This is a genomic window from Streptomyces sp. TLI_105 (assembly GCF_900105415.1).
Taxonomy (GTDB): domain Bacteria; phylum Actinomycetota; class Actinomycetes; order Streptomycetales; family Streptomycetaceae; genus Streptomyces.
Window position 1 is genome coordinate 6,353,317 of record NZ_FNSM01000001.1, and the last position, 15,775, is coordinate 6,369,091.

General features: G+C 70.8%; 18 protein-coding genes. 11 read left to right on the forward strand and 7 right to left on the reverse strand.

Annotated features, from left to right (window positions below; genetic code table 11):
• Positions 1–171 precede the first annotated feature (171 nt).
• From BLW86_RS29010 to moaA, 3 genes are all read left to right on the forward strand, one after another.
• Entirely contained in the window at positions 172–543 is a 372-nt protein-coding gene (locus tag BLW86_RS29010; RefSeq protein WP_093876768.1) for a DUF485 domain-containing protein, read from the forward strand.
• Positions 540–2,165, forward strand: coding sequence for a solute symporter family protein (locus BLW86_RS29015; RefSeq protein WP_093876769.1), 1,626 nt, complete (start codon positions 540–542; stop codon positions 2,163–2,165). The genes BLW86_RS29010 and BLW86_RS29015 overlap by 4 nt, the downstream gene beginning before the upstream one ends.
• Before the next feature lie 151 nt (positions 2,166–2,316).
• The gene (moaA, locus tag BLW86_RS29020) at positions 2,317–3,306 is read left to right on the forward strand and encodes a GTP 3',8-cyclase MoaA (RefSeq protein WP_093876770.1); all 990 of its coding nucleotides are present in this window, start codon (positions 2,317–2,319) and stop codon (positions 3,304–3,306) included.
• 29 nt (positions 3,307–3,335) lie between these two features.
• Here moaA and BLW86_RS29025 read toward each other — a convergent pair whose 3' ends face one another.
• Together BLW86_RS29025 and BLW86_RS29030 are read right to left on the reverse strand one after the other, a co-directional pair.
• Entirely contained in the window at positions 3,336–3,572 is a 237-nt protein-coding gene (locus tag BLW86_RS29025) for a hypothetical protein (protein WP_093876771.1), read from the reverse strand.
• A 134-nt stretch (positions 3,573–3,706) separates the two neighbouring features.
• Entirely contained in the window at positions 3,707–4,033 is a 327-nt protein-coding gene (locus BLW86_RS29030; protein WP_093876772.1) for a DUF3099 domain-containing protein, read from the reverse strand.
• A gap of 169 nt (positions 4,034–4,202) precedes the next feature.
• Between BLW86_RS29030 and BLW86_RS29035 the strand changes: the two genes are divergently transcribed.
• The gene (locus BLW86_RS29035) at positions 4,203–4,481 is read left to right on the forward strand and encodes a GlsB/YeaQ/YmgE family stress response membrane protein (protein ID WP_093878937.1); all 279 of its coding nucleotides are present in this window, start codon (positions 4,203–4,205) and stop codon (positions 4,479–4,481) included.
• 59 nt (positions 4,482–4,540) lie between these two features.
• On the opposite strand, the gene tyrS is transcribed toward BLW86_RS29035, so the two are convergent.
• The 3 genes from tyrS to BLW86_RS29050 all read right to left on the reverse strand — a co-directional run bounded on the left by tyrS (position 4,541) and on the right by BLW86_RS29050 (position 8,859).
• Positions 4,541–5,806: a tyrosine--tRNA ligase gene (tyrS, locus tag BLW86_RS29040; RefSeq protein WP_093876773.1), complete on the reverse strand. Its 1,266-nt coding sequence runs from the start codon at positions 5,804–5,806 to the stop codon at positions 4,541–4,543.
• A 55-nt stretch (positions 5,807–5,861) separates the two neighbouring features.
• Positions 5,862–7,253: a metallopeptidase TldD-related protein gene (locus tag BLW86_RS29045; RefSeq protein WP_093876774.1), complete on the reverse strand. Its 1,392-nt coding sequence runs from the start codon at positions 7,251–7,253 to the stop codon at positions 5,862–5,864.
• An 82-nt stretch (positions 7,254–7,335) separates the two neighbouring features.
• Positions 7,336–8,859: a TldD/PmbA family protein gene (locus tag BLW86_RS29050; protein ID WP_093876775.1), complete on the reverse strand. Its 1,524-nt coding sequence runs from the start codon at positions 8,857–8,859 to the stop codon at positions 7,336–7,338.
• 252 nt (positions 8,860–9,111) lie between these two features.
• On the opposite strand from BLW86_RS29050, the gene fabG reads away from it, so the two are divergent.
• From fabG to BLW86_RS29065, 3 genes are all read left to right on the forward strand, one after another.
• Positions 9,112–9,831 carry a 3-oxoacyl-[acyl-carrier-protein] reductase gene (fabG, locus tag BLW86_RS29055; protein WP_030691676.1) on the forward strand — a complete coding sequence of 240 codons (720 nt, stop codon included), beginning with the start codon at positions 9,112–9,114 and terminating at the stop codon, positions 9,829–9,831.
• 5 nt (positions 9,832–9,836) lie between these two features.
• Entirely contained in the window at positions 9,837–10,613 is a 777-nt protein-coding gene (fabI, locus tag BLW86_RS29060; RefSeq protein WP_030691677.1) for an enoyl-ACP reductase FabI, read from the forward strand.
• A gap of 166 nt (positions 10,614–10,779) precedes the next feature.
• A complete protein-coding gene (locus BLW86_RS29065) occupies positions 10,780–11,199 on the forward strand; it encodes a hypothetical protein (protein ID WP_093876776.1) in 420 nt (139 codons plus the stop codon).
• Here BLW86_RS29065 and BLW86_RS29070 read toward each other — a convergent pair.
• Positions 11,135–11,857 (reverse strand): FadR/GntR family transcriptional regulator, encoded by a 723-nt coding sequence (locus BLW86_RS29070; RefSeq protein ID WP_093876777.1) that lies wholly within the window; start codon positions 11,855–11,857, stop codon positions 11,135–11,137. The genes BLW86_RS29065 and BLW86_RS29070 overlap by 65 nt on opposite strands.
• A 63-nt stretch (positions 11,858–11,920) precedes the next feature.
• Between BLW86_RS29070 and BLW86_RS29075 the strand changes: the two genes are divergently transcribed.
• From BLW86_RS29075 to BLW86_RS29090, 4 genes are all read left to right on the forward strand, one after another.
• A complete protein-coding gene (locus BLW86_RS29075) occupies positions 11,921–13,276 on the forward strand; it encodes a CynX/NimT family MFS transporter (RefSeq protein ID WP_093876778.1) in 1,356 nt (451 codons plus the stop codon).
• Positions 13,277–13,293: 17 nt separating this feature from the next.
• Positions 13,294–13,410 carry an SGM_5486 family transporter-associated protein gene (locus BLW86_RS43365; RefSeq protein WP_256341457.1) on the forward strand — a complete coding sequence of 39 codons (117 nt, stop codon included), beginning with the start codon at positions 13,294–13,296 and terminating at the stop codon, positions 13,408–13,410.
• Positions 13,411–13,546: 136 nt separating this feature from the next.
• Positions 13,547–13,750 carry a hypothetical protein gene (locus BLW86_RS29085; protein ID WP_093876779.1) on the forward strand — a complete coding sequence of 68 codons (204 nt, stop codon included), beginning with the start codon at positions 13,547–13,549 and terminating at the stop codon, positions 13,748–13,750.
• 35 nt (positions 13,751–13,785) lie between these two features.
• On the forward strand, positions 13,786–14,304 hold the full coding sequence (locus BLW86_RS29090) for a SixA phosphatase family protein (protein WP_093876780.1): 519 nt from the start codon (positions 13,786–13,788) through the stop codon (positions 14,302–14,304).
• A 63-nt stretch (positions 14,305–14,367) separates the two neighbouring features.
• Here the strand turns inward: BLW86_RS29090 and serB are convergent, their stop codons facing one another.
• Positions 14,368–15,585, reverse strand: a complete 1,218-nt coding sequence (gene serB, locus BLW86_RS29095; protein ID WP_093876781.1) for a phosphoserine phosphatase SerB — start codon at positions 15,583–15,585, stop codon at positions 14,368–14,370.
• Between the last annotated feature and the right edge of the window lie 190 nt (positions 15,586–15,775).

Here is a 15,775-nt window from a genome sequence, read left to right on the forward strand (position 1 = left end):
AGTTGAGAAGACTTCATGAAGATCTGTTCAAGAAAATCCCGCGGGTGAACCGCTTCGCTTCCGGCTCCGTGCCGTTGGTCAGGGGAGGGGCTCCGCTCGGAGCCCCGCTTTCCGCACCCCGGTGAGGCCCCCTTGACCATGCCGCCCGCCCCCGCGTCACGAGGAGATTCCGTGGCTACCGAAGCACCGCCGCCCAGAAACGGCACGGAGACCGTCCACGATCCCGCGTCGCCCACGACGGAGCAGTTCATCGAGGTGCAGGAAGGCGCGGAGTTCGGCGAACTGCGCCGGACGTACCGCTCCTTCGCCTTCCCCCTCACCCTGGCCTTCATCGCCTGGTACCTGCTGTACGTGCTGCTCTCCAACTACGCGGGCGACTTCATGGGGACCAAGCTGTTCGGCAACGTCAACGTGGCGCTCGTCCTCGGCCTCGGCCAGTTCGCCACCACGTTCCTCATCGCCTGGCTCTACTCCCGACACGCGGCGAACCGCCTCGACCCCCGGGCCGAGGCCATCAAGCACCGTATGGAGGGCGACGCATGAGCACCCCCGTCCTGCTCGCGGCGGGCAACGCCACCACCGAGCACCGGCCCCTGATCATCGCCCTGTTCGGCGCCTTCGTCGTCGCCACCCTCGTCATCACCGTCTGGGCCGGCCGCCAGACCCGCAGCGCCGCCGACTTCTACGCCGGCGGACGCCAGTTCACCGGCTTCCAGAACGGCCTCGCGATCTCCGGCGACTACATGTCCGCCGCGTCCTTCCTCGGCATCGCCGGAGCCATCGCCCTCTTCGGCTACGACGGTTTCCTCTACTCGATCGGCTTCCTCGTCGCCTGGCTCGTCGCCCTGCTCCTGGTCGCCGAACCCCTGCGCAACTCCGGCCGGTTCACCATGGGCGACGTCCTCGCCTACCGGATGCGCCAGAGGCCCGTCCGCACCGCCGCCGGCACCTCGACCATCGTCGTCTCGATCTTCTACCTGCTCGCCCAGATGGCGGGCGCGGGCGTCCTCGTCTCGCTCCTGCTCGGCATCACCAGCGACGGCGGCAAGGTCGCGATCGTCGCCCTGGTCGGCCTCCTGATGATCGTGTACGTGACGATCGGCGGCATGAAGGGCACCACCTGGGTGCAGATGGTCAAGGCCGTCCTGCTCATCGTCGGCACCCTGCTGATCACCTTCCTCATCCTCCTCAAGTTCCACTTCAACATCTCGGAGCTGCTCGGCGCGGCCGCCACCAACAGCGGCAAGGGCGACGCCTTCCTGGAGCCCGGCCTCAAGTACGGCGCCACCGCCATCTCCAAGCTGGACTTCCTCTCGCTCGGCATCGCGCTCGTCCTCGGCACGGCCGGCCTGCCCCACATCCTGATCCGCTTCTACACGGTGCCGACCGCCAAGGCCGCCCGTAAGTCCGTCAACTGGGCCATCGGCATCATCGGCGCCTTCTACCTGATGACGATCGTCCTCGGCTTCGGCGCCGCCGCCCTCCTCAAGAACAGCGACATCGTCGCCTCCAACAAGGCCGGCAACACGGCGGCCCCGCTCGCCGCCCTGGAGATCGGCGGCGGCCCCGACTCCACCGGCGGCGCGATCCTCCTCGCCGTCATCTCCGCCGTCGCCTTCGCGACCATCCTCGCCGTCGTCGCCGGCCTGACCCTGGCCTCCTCCTCGTCCTTCGCGCACGACATCTACGCCAACGTCATCCGGCGCGGGAAGGCCACCGAGCAGGAGGAGGTGCGGGCCGCCCGCTGGGCGACCGTCCTCATCGGCGTCGTCTCCATCGCGCTCGGCGCCCTCGCCCGCGACCTCAACGTCGCCGGCCTGGTCGCCCTCGCCTTCGCGGTCGCCGCCTCGGCCAACCTGCCGACGATCCTCTACTCGCTCTTCTGGAAGCGGTTCACCACCCAGGGCGCCCTGTGGTCGATCTACGGCGGTCTCATCTCCGCCGTCGTCCTCGTGATCTTCTCGCCGGTCGTCTCCGGCAAGCCCACGTCGATGTTCAAGACGGTGGACTTCTACTGGTTCCCGCTGGAGAACCCCGGCCTCGTCTCCATCCCGCTCGGCTTCCTGCTCGGCTGGCTCGGCTCGATCCTCTCCAAGGAGGAGCCGGACAAGGGCAAGTACGCGGAACTGGAGGTCAAGTCCCTCACCGGAGTCGGAGCGCACTGAACCGTATACGTTCCGCGACCGTCCGACGGCCGCGTCGTAGAGTTCTACGACGCGGCCGCGTCGGTCCTCGTGACAATCTGCCCTGCTCGTTGTCCGTGCGCTCGCGTAGGCTCGAAGAACACGCATCCGGAATACGGGGAGGGGGCCCACAGTGCTCATCGACACCTACGGCCGTGTGGCCACTGACCTGCGCGTCTCGCTCACTGACCGGTGCAATCTGCGCTGCACGTACTGCATGCCGGAAGAGGGCCTCCAGTGGCTCGCCAAGCCGGACCTGCTCACCGACGACGAGATCGTCCGGCTGATCCGCATCGCGGTCACCGACCTCGGCGTCACCGAGGTCCGCTTCACCGGCGGCGAGCCGCTGCTCCGTCCCGGCCTCGTCGGGATCGTCGAGCGCTGCGCCGCCCTGGAGCCCCGCCCCCGGATGTCCCTGACCACCAACGGCATCGGGCTCAAGCGCACCGCCGCCGCCCTCAAGGCGGCCGGCCTCGACCGGGTCAACGTCTCCCTCGACACCCTGCGCCCCGACGTCTTCAAGACCCTCACCCGGCGCGACCGCCACCAGGACGTCCTCGACGGCATGGCCGCCGCCCGCGAGGCCGGCCTCACCCCGGTCAAGGTCAACGCCGTCCTGATGCCCGGGCTCAACGCCGACGAGGCCCCCGACCTGCTGGCCTGGGCGGTCCAGGAGGGGTACGAGCTCCGCTTCATCGAGCAGATGCCCCTGGACGCCCAGCACGGCTGGAAGCGCGACGGCATGATCACCGCCGGGGACATCCTGGAGTCGCTGCGCACCCGCTTCACCCTCACGCCCGAGGGCTCCGAGGAGCGCGGCTCGGCCCCCGCCGAGCGCTGGGTGGTCGACGGCGGACCGCACACGGTCGGCGTCATCGCCTCCGTCACCCGCCCGTTCTGCCGGGCCTGCGACCGCACCCGCCTCACCGCCGACGGCCAGGTGCGCACCTGTCTCTTCGCGACCGAGGAGACGGACCTGCGGGCCGCGCTCCGCTCGGACGCCCCGGACGAGACGGTCGCGGAGATCTGGAAGAAGGCCATGTGGGGCAAGAAGGCGGGCTCGGGCCTCGACGACCCGAGCTTCCTCCAGCCCGAGCGCCCGATGTCGGCGATCGGCGGCTGACGCCCAGGCCCTGATCCGCCGGGCGGGCCCTAGGAGTCCGGGTCCCCGGACTCCCACTCGCTCAGCGGCACGACGTCCTTCAGGAAGCCCCGTACACCCAGGAACTGGGAGAGGTGCTCGCGGTGCTCCTCGCACGCGAGCCAGGTCTTGCGGCGCTCGGGCGCGTGCAGCTTGGGGTTGTTCCACGCGAGGACCCAGACGGCGTCGGCGCGGCACCCCTTGGCGGAACAGATCGGCTTCTCTTCGCTCACTGGACCATTGATCACCCGATCATTGTCCAGCAACAGCGATGCCGGGCAGCCACGGGGGGAGCTGCCCGGCATCGGTCCGTCGCTCCGACGGGGGATGCGGAGCGCGTAGGCAGTATGTCACGGCACATGGGGTGCGGTGCACCGGATCGTCATGATTGATCTGAGGTTTTCTTGAGGTTCGGGGCGTCGAGCGCGGGGCGCACCGGAGGGGGGACGAAGGTGGAGGGAAGGGACGGAGCCCTCTCGCGTCCCGCGTTGGCGATCACCACGGCGATGTAGGGGAGCAGGAGGCCCAGGGCCAGCGCCACGAAGGCCACATGCCGTTCCACGTTCCACAGCACCGTCGCGGCGATCACGGAGAGCGTCCGCACCGTCATCGAGATGACATAGCGACGCTGTCGCCCCCGTACGTCGTCGGCGAGCCCCTGCCGGGCCCCCGTGATCCGGAAGACCTCGGTCCCGCCATGCTTCGGCATCGCCGCTCACCACCCACCGGTCGTGCCGGACCCTCCCCGGTCCGGTCCTCTCTCCACCGTACGCCCGCCCCGCGGGGCCGACGAGACCGGGGCACGTACGGCGGTGTCCGACATGCGCCGTATGGCCGATGGGCCGAGACTGGGCCCACATGCGCACTAGGAGGCGATGATGAGTTGGTTGTGGGCGATCATCGTGGGATTCGTCCTCGGTCTGATCGCGAAGGCGATCCTGCCCGGGAAGCAGCAGATCCCGCTCTGGCTGACGACCGTGTTCGGGATTCTCGGCAGCGTGCTCGGAAACGCGGTCGCGACCTGGATCGGAGTCAATGACACCAAGGGCATCGACTGGACCCGGCACCTGCTCCAGCTGATCGGCGCCGTCGCCGTTGTCGGCGTGGGCGACATGCTGTGGGCCTCGATCAGGGGCAACAGAAGACAGCGCGCCTGAGAACGGCGAGAGGCCCGGTACGCGCACCGCGCGCGTACCGGGCCTCTTCCATGATCCCGTCAGCCGGCGAACTCGATCGCCGCCAGGTTCTTCTTGCCGCGCCGCAGCACCAGCCACCGGCCGTGCAGCAGCTCCTCCGCCGACACCTCGGCGTCCTCGGCGGTCACCTTCGCGTTGTTCACGTAGGCCCCGCCCTCCTTCACCGTGCGCCGCGCCGCCGACTTGCTCGCCACGAGGCCGACCTCGGCGAACAGGTCCACGACCTGGCCGAGCTCGGTCACGCGCGCGTGCGGCAGCTCGGACAGCGCGGCGGCGAGCGTCGGCTCGTCCAGCCCGGCCAGGTCGCCCTGCCCGAACAGCGCCTTGGAGGCGTTGATGACGGCCGCGCACTGCTCGGTGCCGTGCACCAGGGTGGTGAGCTCCTCGGCGAGCGCCCGCTGGGCGGCACGCGCCTGCGGCCGCTCGGCGGTCTGCTCCTCCAGCTCCTCCAGCTCCTCGCGGGACTTGAAGGACAGGATCCGCATGTACGTCGAGATGTCCCGGTCGTCCACGTTCAGCCAGAACTGGTAGAACGCGTACGGCGTGGTCATCTCCGGGTCCAGCCAGACGGCCCCGCCCTCGGTCTTGCCGAACTTGGTGCCGTCCGCCTTCACCATCAGCGGGGTCGCGAGCGCGTGCGCCTGCGCGCCCGGCTCCAGGCGGTGGATCAGGTCGAGGCCGGCCACCAGGTTGCCCCACTGGTCCGAGCCGCCCTGCTGGAGCGTGCAGCCGTAGCGGCGGTACAGCTCCAGGAAGTCCATGCCCTGGAGCAGCTGGTAGCTGAACTCGGTGTAGCTGATGCCCTGCTCGGACTCCAGACGCCGGGCGACGGAGTCCTTGGTCAGCATCTTGTTGACCCGGAAGTGCTTGCCGATGTCCCGCAGGAACTCGATCGCCGACATCCCGGCGGTCCAGTCCAGGTTGTTCACCATGACCGCCGCGTTCTCCCCCTCGAAGGAGAGGAAGGGCTCGATCTGCGAGCGCAGCCGGGTCACCCAGTTCGCGACCGTCTCGGGGTCGTTCAGGGTGCGCTCGGCCGTCGGACGCGGGTCGCCGATCTGCCCGGTGGCCCCGCCGACCAGCGCCAGCGGCCGGTGCCCGGCCTGCTGGAGCCGGCGGACGGTGAGGACCTGGACCAGGTGGCCGACGTGGAGACTGGCCGCGGTCGGGTCGAAACCGCAATAGAACGTGACGGGACCGTCCGCGAGAGCCTTGCGCAGTGCGTCCTCATCGGTGGACTGGGCGAACAGCCCGCGCCACTTCAGCTCATCGACGATGTCCGTCACGATCGTCAGTCTCCTTGTGATGCTCATGGGAAATGGTGGTCTCAGTCTAGGCGGGTCAGACCCCCTTGCTGACCGAGCTCATGTTGAAATCGGGGATCCGCAGGGCGGGCATCGCGGCCCGGGTGAACCAGTCGCTCCACTCGCGCGGCAGCGTCTTCTCCGTACGGCCCGCCTCCGTGGCCCGCGACAGCAGGTCCACCGGCGACTCGTTGAACCGGAAGTTGTTCACCTCGCCGACCACCTCGCCGTTCTCGACGAGGTAGACGCCGTCCCGGGTCAGCCCGGTCAGCAGCAGCGTCGCCGGGTCGACCTCGCGGATGTACCAGAGGCAGGTCAGCAGCAGGCCCCGCTCGGTGGAGGCCACCATCTCCTCCAGGGAGCGCTCGCCGCCGCCGTCCAGGATCAGGTTCCCCGCTCCCGGCGCCACGGGCAAGCGAGTAAGCCCCGCCGTGTGCCGGGTGGTGATCAGGTGCGCCAGGGCGCCGGCCTTCACCCAGTCGACCGGCCCGACCGGCAGACCGTTGTCGAAGACGGAGGAGTCGTCGCCGGAGGAGTGCGCGATCACGAACGGCGAGGACTCCAGGCCCGGCTCGTTCGGGTCGCTGCGCAGCGTCAGCGGCAGCGGGGAGAGCGTCTCGCCGAGCCGGGTGCCGCCGCCGGGCTTGGAGAAGACCGTACGGCCCTCCATCGCGTCCCGGGCCGCCGAGGACCACAGCTGGTAGATCATCAGGTCGGCCACGGCGGTCGGCGGCAGCAGCGTCTCGTACCGGCCGGCGGGCAGCTCGATCCGCCGCTCCGCCCAGCCGAGGCGGGTCGCCAGCTCGGCGTCGAGCGCGGCCGGGTCGACGTCCTTGAAGTCCCGGGTCGAGCGCCCGGCCCAGGCGGAGCGCGAGCGGTCCGGGGACTTGGCGTTGAGCTCCAGGGTCCCGTTGGGCTGGTCGTGGCGCAGCCGCAGCCCCGTGGACGTGCCCAGGTAGGTGGAGGTCAGCTCGTGGTGGGCGAAGCCGTAGAGCTCACGTCCGCCGGCACGCGCGCGTGCGAAGGCCTCGCCGAGCGCCGGGGCGAAGTCGGTGAAGACGGCGGAGGAGGTCTCCGCCGGGGCGTCCGCGAAGTCGGGCGAGGCGGGCACGCCCTCCACCAGCGGCTGGGCGTCCTCGGCGGGCCCGGCGGCGCGCGCGGCGGCCTCGGCGGCCCGGACCAGGGGCTCCAGGTCGTCGACGGTCACGGCGGACCGCGAGACGACACCGGAGGCGGTGCCCTGGGCGCCGTCGACGGTCGCGATCACGGTGAGCGTCCGGCCCCGGGTCACCCCGTTCGTGGTGAGCGCGTTCCCGGCCCAGCGCAGATTGGCCGAGGACTCCTCGTCGGCGATGACGACACACCCGTCCGCGCGGGACAGCTCAAGGGCCCGCTCGACGATCTCGTACGGCTTGCTGACGCGGCTCATCGACCGGCCTCCTGCGTCGTGTTCAGACTGTGCTTACCCGGGGGTCGACCCCCGGACCCCCGGCAAAGGTCGTGGCGGGCGTTCATCGACCGGCCTCCTGCGTCGTGTTCAGGATGTTGACGCCCCGGAAGAGGGCGGACGGGCAGCCGTGCGAGACGGCGGCGACCTGGCCCGGCTGGGCCTTGCCGCAGTTGAAGGCGCCGCCGAGGACGTACGTCTGCGGGCCGCCGACCTGCTCCATCGAGCCCCAGAAGTCGGTGGTCGTCGCCTGGTACGCCACGTCCCGCAGCTGTCCGGCGAGGCGGCCGTTCTCGATGCGGAAGAAGCGCTGGCCGGTGAACTGGAAGTTGTAGCGCTGCATGTCGATCGACCAGGACCGGTCGCCGACCACGTAGATGCCGCGCTCCACGCCCCCGATCAGGTCCTCCGTCGACAGACCGCCCGGGTCCGGCTGGAGCGAGACGTTCGCCATCCGCTGCACCGGGACGTGCGCGGGGGAGTCGGCGAAGGCGCAGCCGTTCGACCGGCCGAGGCCCGTGAGCTTCGCGATCCGCCGGTCCAGCTGGTAGCCGACGAGCGTGCCGTCCTTCACCAGGTCCCAGCTCTGCGCCTCGACGCCCTCGTCGTCGAAGCCGACCGTGGCGAGACCGTGCTCGGCGGTCCGGTCACCCGTCACGTTCATGATCGAGGAACCGTACGCCAGCTTGCCCAGCTGGTCGAAGGTGGCGAAGGAGGTGCCCGCGTAGGCCGCCTCGTAGCCCAGCGCCCGGTCCAGCTCGGTGGCGTGCCCGATGGACTCGTGGATCGTCAGCCACAGGTTCGACGGGTCGACGACCAGGTCGTACCGGCCCGCCTCCACGCTCGGCGCCCGCATCTTCTCGGCGAGCAGCCCCGGGATCTCGTCGAGCTCCTTGTCCCAGTCCCAGCCGGTCCCCGTCAGGTACTCCCAGCCCCGCCCGACCGGCGGCGCGATCGTCCGCATCGAGTCGAACTCGCCGGTCGTCTCGTCCACGGCGACCGCCGTGAGCTGCGGGTGCAGCCGGACGCGCTGCTGGGTGGTCACGGTGCCGGCCGTGTCCGCGTAGAACTTGTTCTCGTGGACGGTGAGCAGCGAGGCGTCCACGTGCGCCACGCCCTCCGCCCCGAGCAGCCGCGCGCTCCAGTCGGCGAGCAGCGCGCTCTTCTCCTCGGCGGGGACGGAGAACGGGTCGATCTCGTACGAGGAGACCCACGTCTTCTCCGCGTGCACCGGCTCCCCGGCCAGCTCCACGCGCTCGTCCGAACCGGCCGCCGCGATCACCTTCGCCGACAGCTTGGCCATGGCGACCGCCTGCGAGGCGACCCGCGCGGCCCCGTCCATCGTCAGGTCGACGCCGGACGCGAAGCCCCAGGCCCCGCCGTGCACCACCCGCACCGCGTAGCCCAGGTCCGTGGTGTCCGAGGACCCGGACGGTTTGGCGTCGCGCAGCCGCCACGAGGCGCTGCGCACCCGCTCCAGGCGGAAGTCCGCGTGCTCGGCACCCAGCGCGCGCGCCCGGGCGAGCGCCGCGTCGGCGAGCGCCCGCAACGGCAGCGCGACGAACGAAGGGTCGATCTGATGGACCACGAGCGGCCTCGCTCTCGGCGATCGGAAGACGGCGGTTGAACTGTCCGGGAAGTCAATCACGGGACGGGCGGCCGAGTCCGCGCATTGGACCGGAGGGCGCCCCCGGCGCACCCGCGGGCCGGTCCGCACCGGCCCCGAGCTGTAGGGACCCGACAGTGACGCCCGTACGCCACTGTCGGAGGTCGATTCCTCATGTCGGGGGCGATACCGATAGGTTTTCGGCTACCAGACCGCTATCGAAAGGGTGATCCGTTGAGCCGCTCGGTTCTCGTCACCGGAGGAAACCGGGGCATCGGCCTCGCCATCGCCCGCGCGTTCGCCGAGGCCGGCGACAAGGTCGCGATCACGTACCGCTCCGGCGAGCCCCCGGCCGCCCTGGTCGAGCTCGGCTGCCTCCCCGTCAAGTGCGACATCACCGACGCGGAGCAGGTGGAGACGGCCTACAAGGAGATCGAGGAGAAGCACGGCCCGGTGGAGGTCCTCGTGGCCAACGCCGGCGTGACGAAGGACCAGCTCCTCATGCGCATGACCGAGGAGGACTTCACGTCCGTCCTCGACACCAACCTCACCGGCACCTTCCGGGTCGTCAAGCGCGCCAACCGCGGGATGCTGCGTGCCAAGAAGGGCCGCGTCGTCCTGATCTCCTCGGTCGTCGGTCTGCTGGGCTCCGCGGGCCAGGCCAACTACGCCGCCTCCAAGGCCGGCCTGGTCGGTTTCGCCCGCTCCCTCGCGCGTGAGCTGGGCTCGCGCAACATCACCTTCAACGTCGTCGCCCCCGGCTTCGTCGACACCGACATGACCGCGGTGCTCACCGACGAGCAGCGCGCGGGCATCGTCTCCCAGGTGCCGCTGGGCCGTTACGCGCAGCCGGAGGAGATCGCCGCCGCGGTGAAGTTCCTCGCCTCCGACGACGCCTCGTACATCACTGGAGCCGTCATCCCGGTTGACGGCGGATTGGGCATGGGTCACTGATCACCATGAGCGGAATTCTCGAGGGCAAGCGCATCCTCATCACCGGTGTGCTGATGGAGTCCTCCATCGCCTTCCACGCCGCGAAGCTGGCCCAGGAGCAGGGTGCGGAGATCATCCTCACCGCCTGGCCCCGGCCGACGCTGACCGAGCGCATCGCCAAGAAGCTCCCCAAGCCCGAGAACGTCAAGGTCCTGGAGCTCGACGTCTCCAACGACGAGCACCTCGCCCGCCTGGAGGGCCAGGTCCGCGAGCACCTGGGCGACCGCCTCGACGGCATCGTGCACTCCATCGGCTTCGCGCCGCAGGACGCGCTCGGCGGCAACTTCCTGAACACGCCGTTCGAGTCCGTGGCCACCGCCATGCACGTCTCCGCCTTCTCCCTGAAGTCGCTGACCATGGCGCTGCTGCCGCTGATGTCCGAGGGCGGTTCGGTCGTCGGCCTCACCTTCGACGCCAAGTTCGCCTGGCCGCAGTACGACTGGATGGGCCCGGCCAAGGCCGCCCTGGAGGCCACCAGCCGCTACATGGCGCGCGACCTCGGCAAGCAGAACATCCGCTGCAACCTGATCTCGGCGGGCCCGCTCGGCTCCATGGCCGCGAAGTCCATCCCGGGCTTCGGCGAGCTGGCCTCCGTGTGGGACAGCCGTTCCCCGCTGGAGTGGGAGCTCTCGGACCCGGAGCCGGCCGGCCGCGGCATCGTCGCGCTGCTCTCGGACTGGTTCCCGAAGACCACGGGCGAGATCATCCACGTGGACGGCGGTCTGCACGCCATCGGCGCGTAACCGCTCCGTACAGCTCCGTACGGCAGAGAGGGCCGTGTGTCCGCCGAGTGGCGGACACACGGCCCTCGCCGTTCCGCAACTCCTGCACGGGTCGAAAATCAGCCCGAACCACCCCAGACTGAGGCAGAGCGTGATGTTCTGCTGCTGACGGGGAGGAGGTACGGGCATGCGCGTGATACGTCAGGGCTTCGGGGCGTTCGCCTCCGTCGCCGTTCTGATCACCGGTACAGCCGTGGCCACCGAGCTGCGGGCCGCTCCCGCCCCCGCCGAGGAGCCCTCCGTCACCGCCCCGGCGACCGAGGAGCCGGAGGACTTCGGAGCCTCCTGCCGCACCGTCGTCGAGGGCTCCCGCGTCACCGCCCACTGCAGCAACCCGTACCCTCGCACCGACCGCGTCCGCCTGCACGTCGAGTGCGACCGCTGGTGGGACGTCGACAGCGACAGCGCCGCCGTGGAGGTCGGCCCCGCCGACTACGCCCAGGTCACCGGCCGCTGCTGGAAGGAGGTCCGGTCCGCCTGGGTCACGCACCAGCCCGCGGATCCGCCTCCCGCTCCGGGGCAGCCCCTTCCGGTGCGGGGCTCCTGAGGCACATGAAGGGGTAACCGGCCGCCTCCGTGCCGGCCCGCTCGGCGTCGCCCTCGCGGATCGCGTCCACCAGGCGCGCGTGGTCCATGTGGTTCTCCGGCCGCAGCACCTGCCCCACGTCGTCGCGCAGCCAGTCCCGCAGCAGATCGCCCAGGTCCGCGTAGAGCTCCGTCAGCACCTCGTTGCCCGAGGCGGCGACGACCGCGTGGTGGAAGGCCGCGTCGGCCGTCACGAACCGCTCCGCGTCCCCCGACTCCCATGCCTGCTCGCGCCGCACGAGCAGGGCGTCCAGCTGCTTCAGGTCCCGCTCCGAGCGCCGCCCGGCCGCGAACCGCGCCGCGGCGGACTCCAGCGTGGAGCGCAGCTCGGCGACGTGCCGGGGGTCGGAGCCGGCGAAGCGCCGGTGCATGACGCCCGCCAGCTCGCTGGTGGCGACCACGTACGTCCCCGAGCCCTGGCGGATGTCGAGCAGGCCGTTGTGCGCGAGCGCGCGGACCGCCTCGCGCACCGTGTTGCGGGCCACGCCCAGCTGCTCGACCAGTTCGGGTTCGGTCGGGATGCGTGAACCCACCGGCCACTCGCCGGAGGTGATCTGGTTCCGCAGCTCGGCGATCACCTGGTCGGAGAGACCGGTGCGCCGGGGGTGACCGAGGGCCATGGAGCGCCTTCCCATTCGTTCGAGATTGGACAACCAATCATCCCATGATTCTATGATGGCTTCATGCCTGACGAGCCGAAGACCCTCGACCCCGCCGCACCGCCGGCCGGAACCACCGCGCGACCGGCCGGATCCACCACCGCGACCGCGTCCTCCGGAGCGCCCGCCACCGCCGCCGATTCTCCCGCACCGGGCCCGGCACGCGGCCGGCTGCTCGGCCTCGTCGCCGTCGGACTCGTCCTGGCCGCCCTCAACCTGCGCCCCGCCATCACCAGCCTCGGCGCCCTCCTCGAAGAGGTCAGCGAAGACCTCCACATGAGCGGCAGCGTCGCCGGAGTCCTCACCTCCGTCCCCCCGCTCTGCTTCGCGGTCTTCGGCATCACCGCGCCCCGCCTCGCCCGCCGCTTCGGCCCCGCCGCCGTCGTCTGCGCGGGCATGGCCGCGATCTTCACCGGCCTCGTCCTGCGGCCCTTCGCGACCGGCACCGCCGCCTTCCTCGCGGCCAGCGCCCTCGCCCTCATGGGCATCGCCGTCAGCAACGTCCTGATGCCCGTCATCGTCAAGCGGTACTTCCCCGACCGCGTCGGCAGCATGACCGGCCTCTACTCCATGGCGCTCGCCCTCGGCACCTCCGTCGCCGCGGCCGCGACCGTGCCCATGACCGACGCCCTCGGCGGCGACTGGCGCCTCGGCCTCGGCGTCTGGGCGGCCCTCGCCGCGCTCGCCGTCCTGCCCTGGCTCCCGCTCCTGCGCGACCGGAACACCGACACGACCCTCCCGGCGGCCGCGACCCCCGAAGCGGCACCGCAGACCCGGGAAGCGGTACCGCAGGCCCCCGCGCCGCGCATCACCCGCAGCCGCACCGCCTGGGCGCTCGGCGTCTTCTTCGGCCTCCAGGCCACCGGCGCCTACATCACCATGGGCTGGATGCCGCAGATCTTCCGCGACGCCGGCGTCCCCGCCGCCACCGCGGGCGTGCTCCTCGCCGTCACCATGGTCATGGGCGTCCCGCTCGCCTTCGTCATCCCCCGCCTCGCGACCCGGATGAAGAACCAGGGCCCGATCGTCGTCGCGCTCGGCCTGTGCGGACTCACCGGCTACACCGGACTCCTCCTCGCCCCCTCCGGCGGGGCCTGGGGCTGGGCCGTGCTCCTCGGCGTCTCCAACTGCTCCTTCCCGCTCGCCCTCACGATGATCGGCATGCGCTCGCGCACCGGCGCCGGCGTCGTCCGCCTCTCCGCCTTCGCGCAGAGCGTCGGCTACCTCATCTCGATCCCCGGCCCCCTCCTCGTCGGCGTGCTCTACCAGCACAGCGGCGGCTGGGGACTGCCCATCGCGCTCATGGGCGGGCTCATGGTGCCGCAGATGATCGTCGGGACCCTGGCGGGCAGGGACCGGACGGTCGAGGACGAATGCTGAGATGCGAGACTGTTCCCATGCCAGTCCTCGAACCCAACCCCCAGAACGGCCAGAAGAAGCTGCTCCTCGTGCTCGGCGCGATGCTCGGCATCACGGTCGTCATCGCCGTCATCGCCTCCTTCGCCTCCCCGTGAGGTGGGGGTAGCCCCCGCATCCCCTAGGGGGCGGGTCTCAGGGTCAAGTGGGTGGATCACCGGATGGGCCGGAGGACGCGCGATCCGTACGTTGGTGACAACGGCGAAAGCGCGGAACTCACCCACGGAGGCGGCCATGTCGGCCCCCACGCACCCCGGCATCCGGACCACGACCACCGGCGTCGACACCCGGCTGCCCTGGTGGGCCCTCGTCCTCCCGGCAGCCGCCTTCCTCGCCCTCCTGGTCCTCATGGCCGGGTCGGACGGGGCTCAGGCCGCCTCCGGTGAGCTCGCGACCGGGCGCGTCCTGGAGCACCTCTGGCAAACACTCTCTCTCTGAGCCGGAGTGGCCTGTTTCATGCGAAGCTGTGGACCATGAGCGTCGATACACCCCGCAGCATCGTGCTCCTCCGGCACGCGAAGGCAGACTGGAACGACGGACCGGACCACGAGCGCCCCCTCGCGGAACGAGGCCGCAAGGACGCCCCGGTGGCCGGCAGGCGGCTCGCCGACAGCGGCATCGCCCTCGACCTGGCCCTCTGTTCGACCGCCGTCCGCACCCGTGAGACCTGGAAGCTGGCCGTCCACGAGCTGCCCGCGCGCCCCAAGACGGTGTACGAGGAGCGGATCTACGAAGCCTCCCTCGGTGAGCTCATCGCCGTGGTCAACGAGACCCCGGACACCGTGAACAACCTCCTGCTCGTCGGCCACAACCCGGGGATGCACGCGCTCGCCGACGCCCTGGCGGGCGAGTCCGAGGGCGAGCTCCTGCCCCGGATGAACCGCAGCGGCTTCCCGACCTCCGCCTTCGCCGTCATCACCTTCGACGGCACCTGGAAGTCCGTGGAGCACGGCGTCGGACGACTCGTCGACTTCTGGGCCCCGCACGCCTGATCCCGTACACGAGAGGGCCCGGGCGTCGTCCGACACCCGGGCCCTCCTCCGTACCGCCACCGCTCAGTGCGGCAGGTCGTCCTCGCCGAAGTCCGCCGCCTCGACCTCCTCGCGCGTGATGCCGAGCAGGTACAGCACGGTGTCCAGGAACGGCACGTTCACCGCCGTGTGGGCCGCCCGACGCACCACCGGCTTCGCGTTGAACGCCACCCCGAGCCCGGCCGCGTTCAGCATGTCCAGGTCGTTGGCCCCGTCGCCGATCGCCACGGTCTGCGCCAGCGGCACCCCCGCCTCCGAGGCGAAGCGGCGCAGCAGCCGCGCCTTGCCCGCCCGGTCGACGATCTCGCCGGTCACCCGGCCGGTGAGCTTCCCGTCCACGATCTCCAGCGTGTTGGCGGAGGCGAAGTCGAGGCCGAGCCGCTCCTTCAGGTCGTCGGTGACCTGCGTGAAACCGCCGGAGACGACGCCCACCTGGTAGCCGAGCCGCTTGAGCGTACGGATCAGGGTCCGGGCGCCCGGGGTCAGCCGCACCTCGGCGCGGACCTTCTCGACCACCGAGGCGTCGAGACCGGCGAGCAGCTCCACGCGCGCGTGGAGCGACTGCTCGAAGTCCAGCTCGCCGCGCATCGCCGCCGCCGTCACCTCGGCGACCTTGTCCTCGCAGCCCGCGTGCGCGGCGAAGAGCTCGATCACCTCGTCCTGGATCAGGGTCGAGTCGACGTCCATGACCACGAGCCGCTGGGCCCGCCGGTGCAGACCGGCGGAGACGACGGCCACGTCGACCCCGATGCCGTGCGCCTCCATGGCCAGCGCGGTCCGCAGCGGCTCGGTCCCGCAGCCCGAGACGGCGAACTCGACCGCCGTCACCGGGTACTTCGCGAGGCGGAAGACGCGGTCGATGTTGCCGCCGGTCTCCGCGATCCTGGCCGCTATGGCCGCCGTCTGCTCGGCGGTGAGCGGGTTGCCGAGCACGGTGACGTGCGAGCGTCCCTCGCCACGGGGACGGTTGTCGCCCGTGCCGGAGATGATCTCGGCCTGGAGCTTCAGCGATTCGGCCCAGCTGTGGACGGTGGCCCGGAGTTCGCCCGGCGAGGCGACGGTCGGCTCGGTGACGAGCGCGCACAGGACGAGGCGGCCGCGGGAGACCACCTGTTCGATGTCCACGACGTCGACGGAGTAGGCGGCGAGGGTGTCGAAGAGTCCCGCGGTGATCCCGGGACGGTCCTTCCCGAAGATCTTGACGAGAAGGGTGGGAACGTCTGAGGTCTGCGATGCGCTCATGGTGGTTCCACCGTATCGGGCACCGTGTGCCGCCTCACCCCCCGTCCCGCCCTGCGGACACCCGACTGGTCCAGGAGTCGCCCCGAGGTCTTCACGCGGCCCGACTTTCCGAGACGGGACCGGGCCTGAAATAGTTCCCCAGGATGATTTCGCCATCCCTGGACTCCCGACGACGGGGGTACATCGGGGG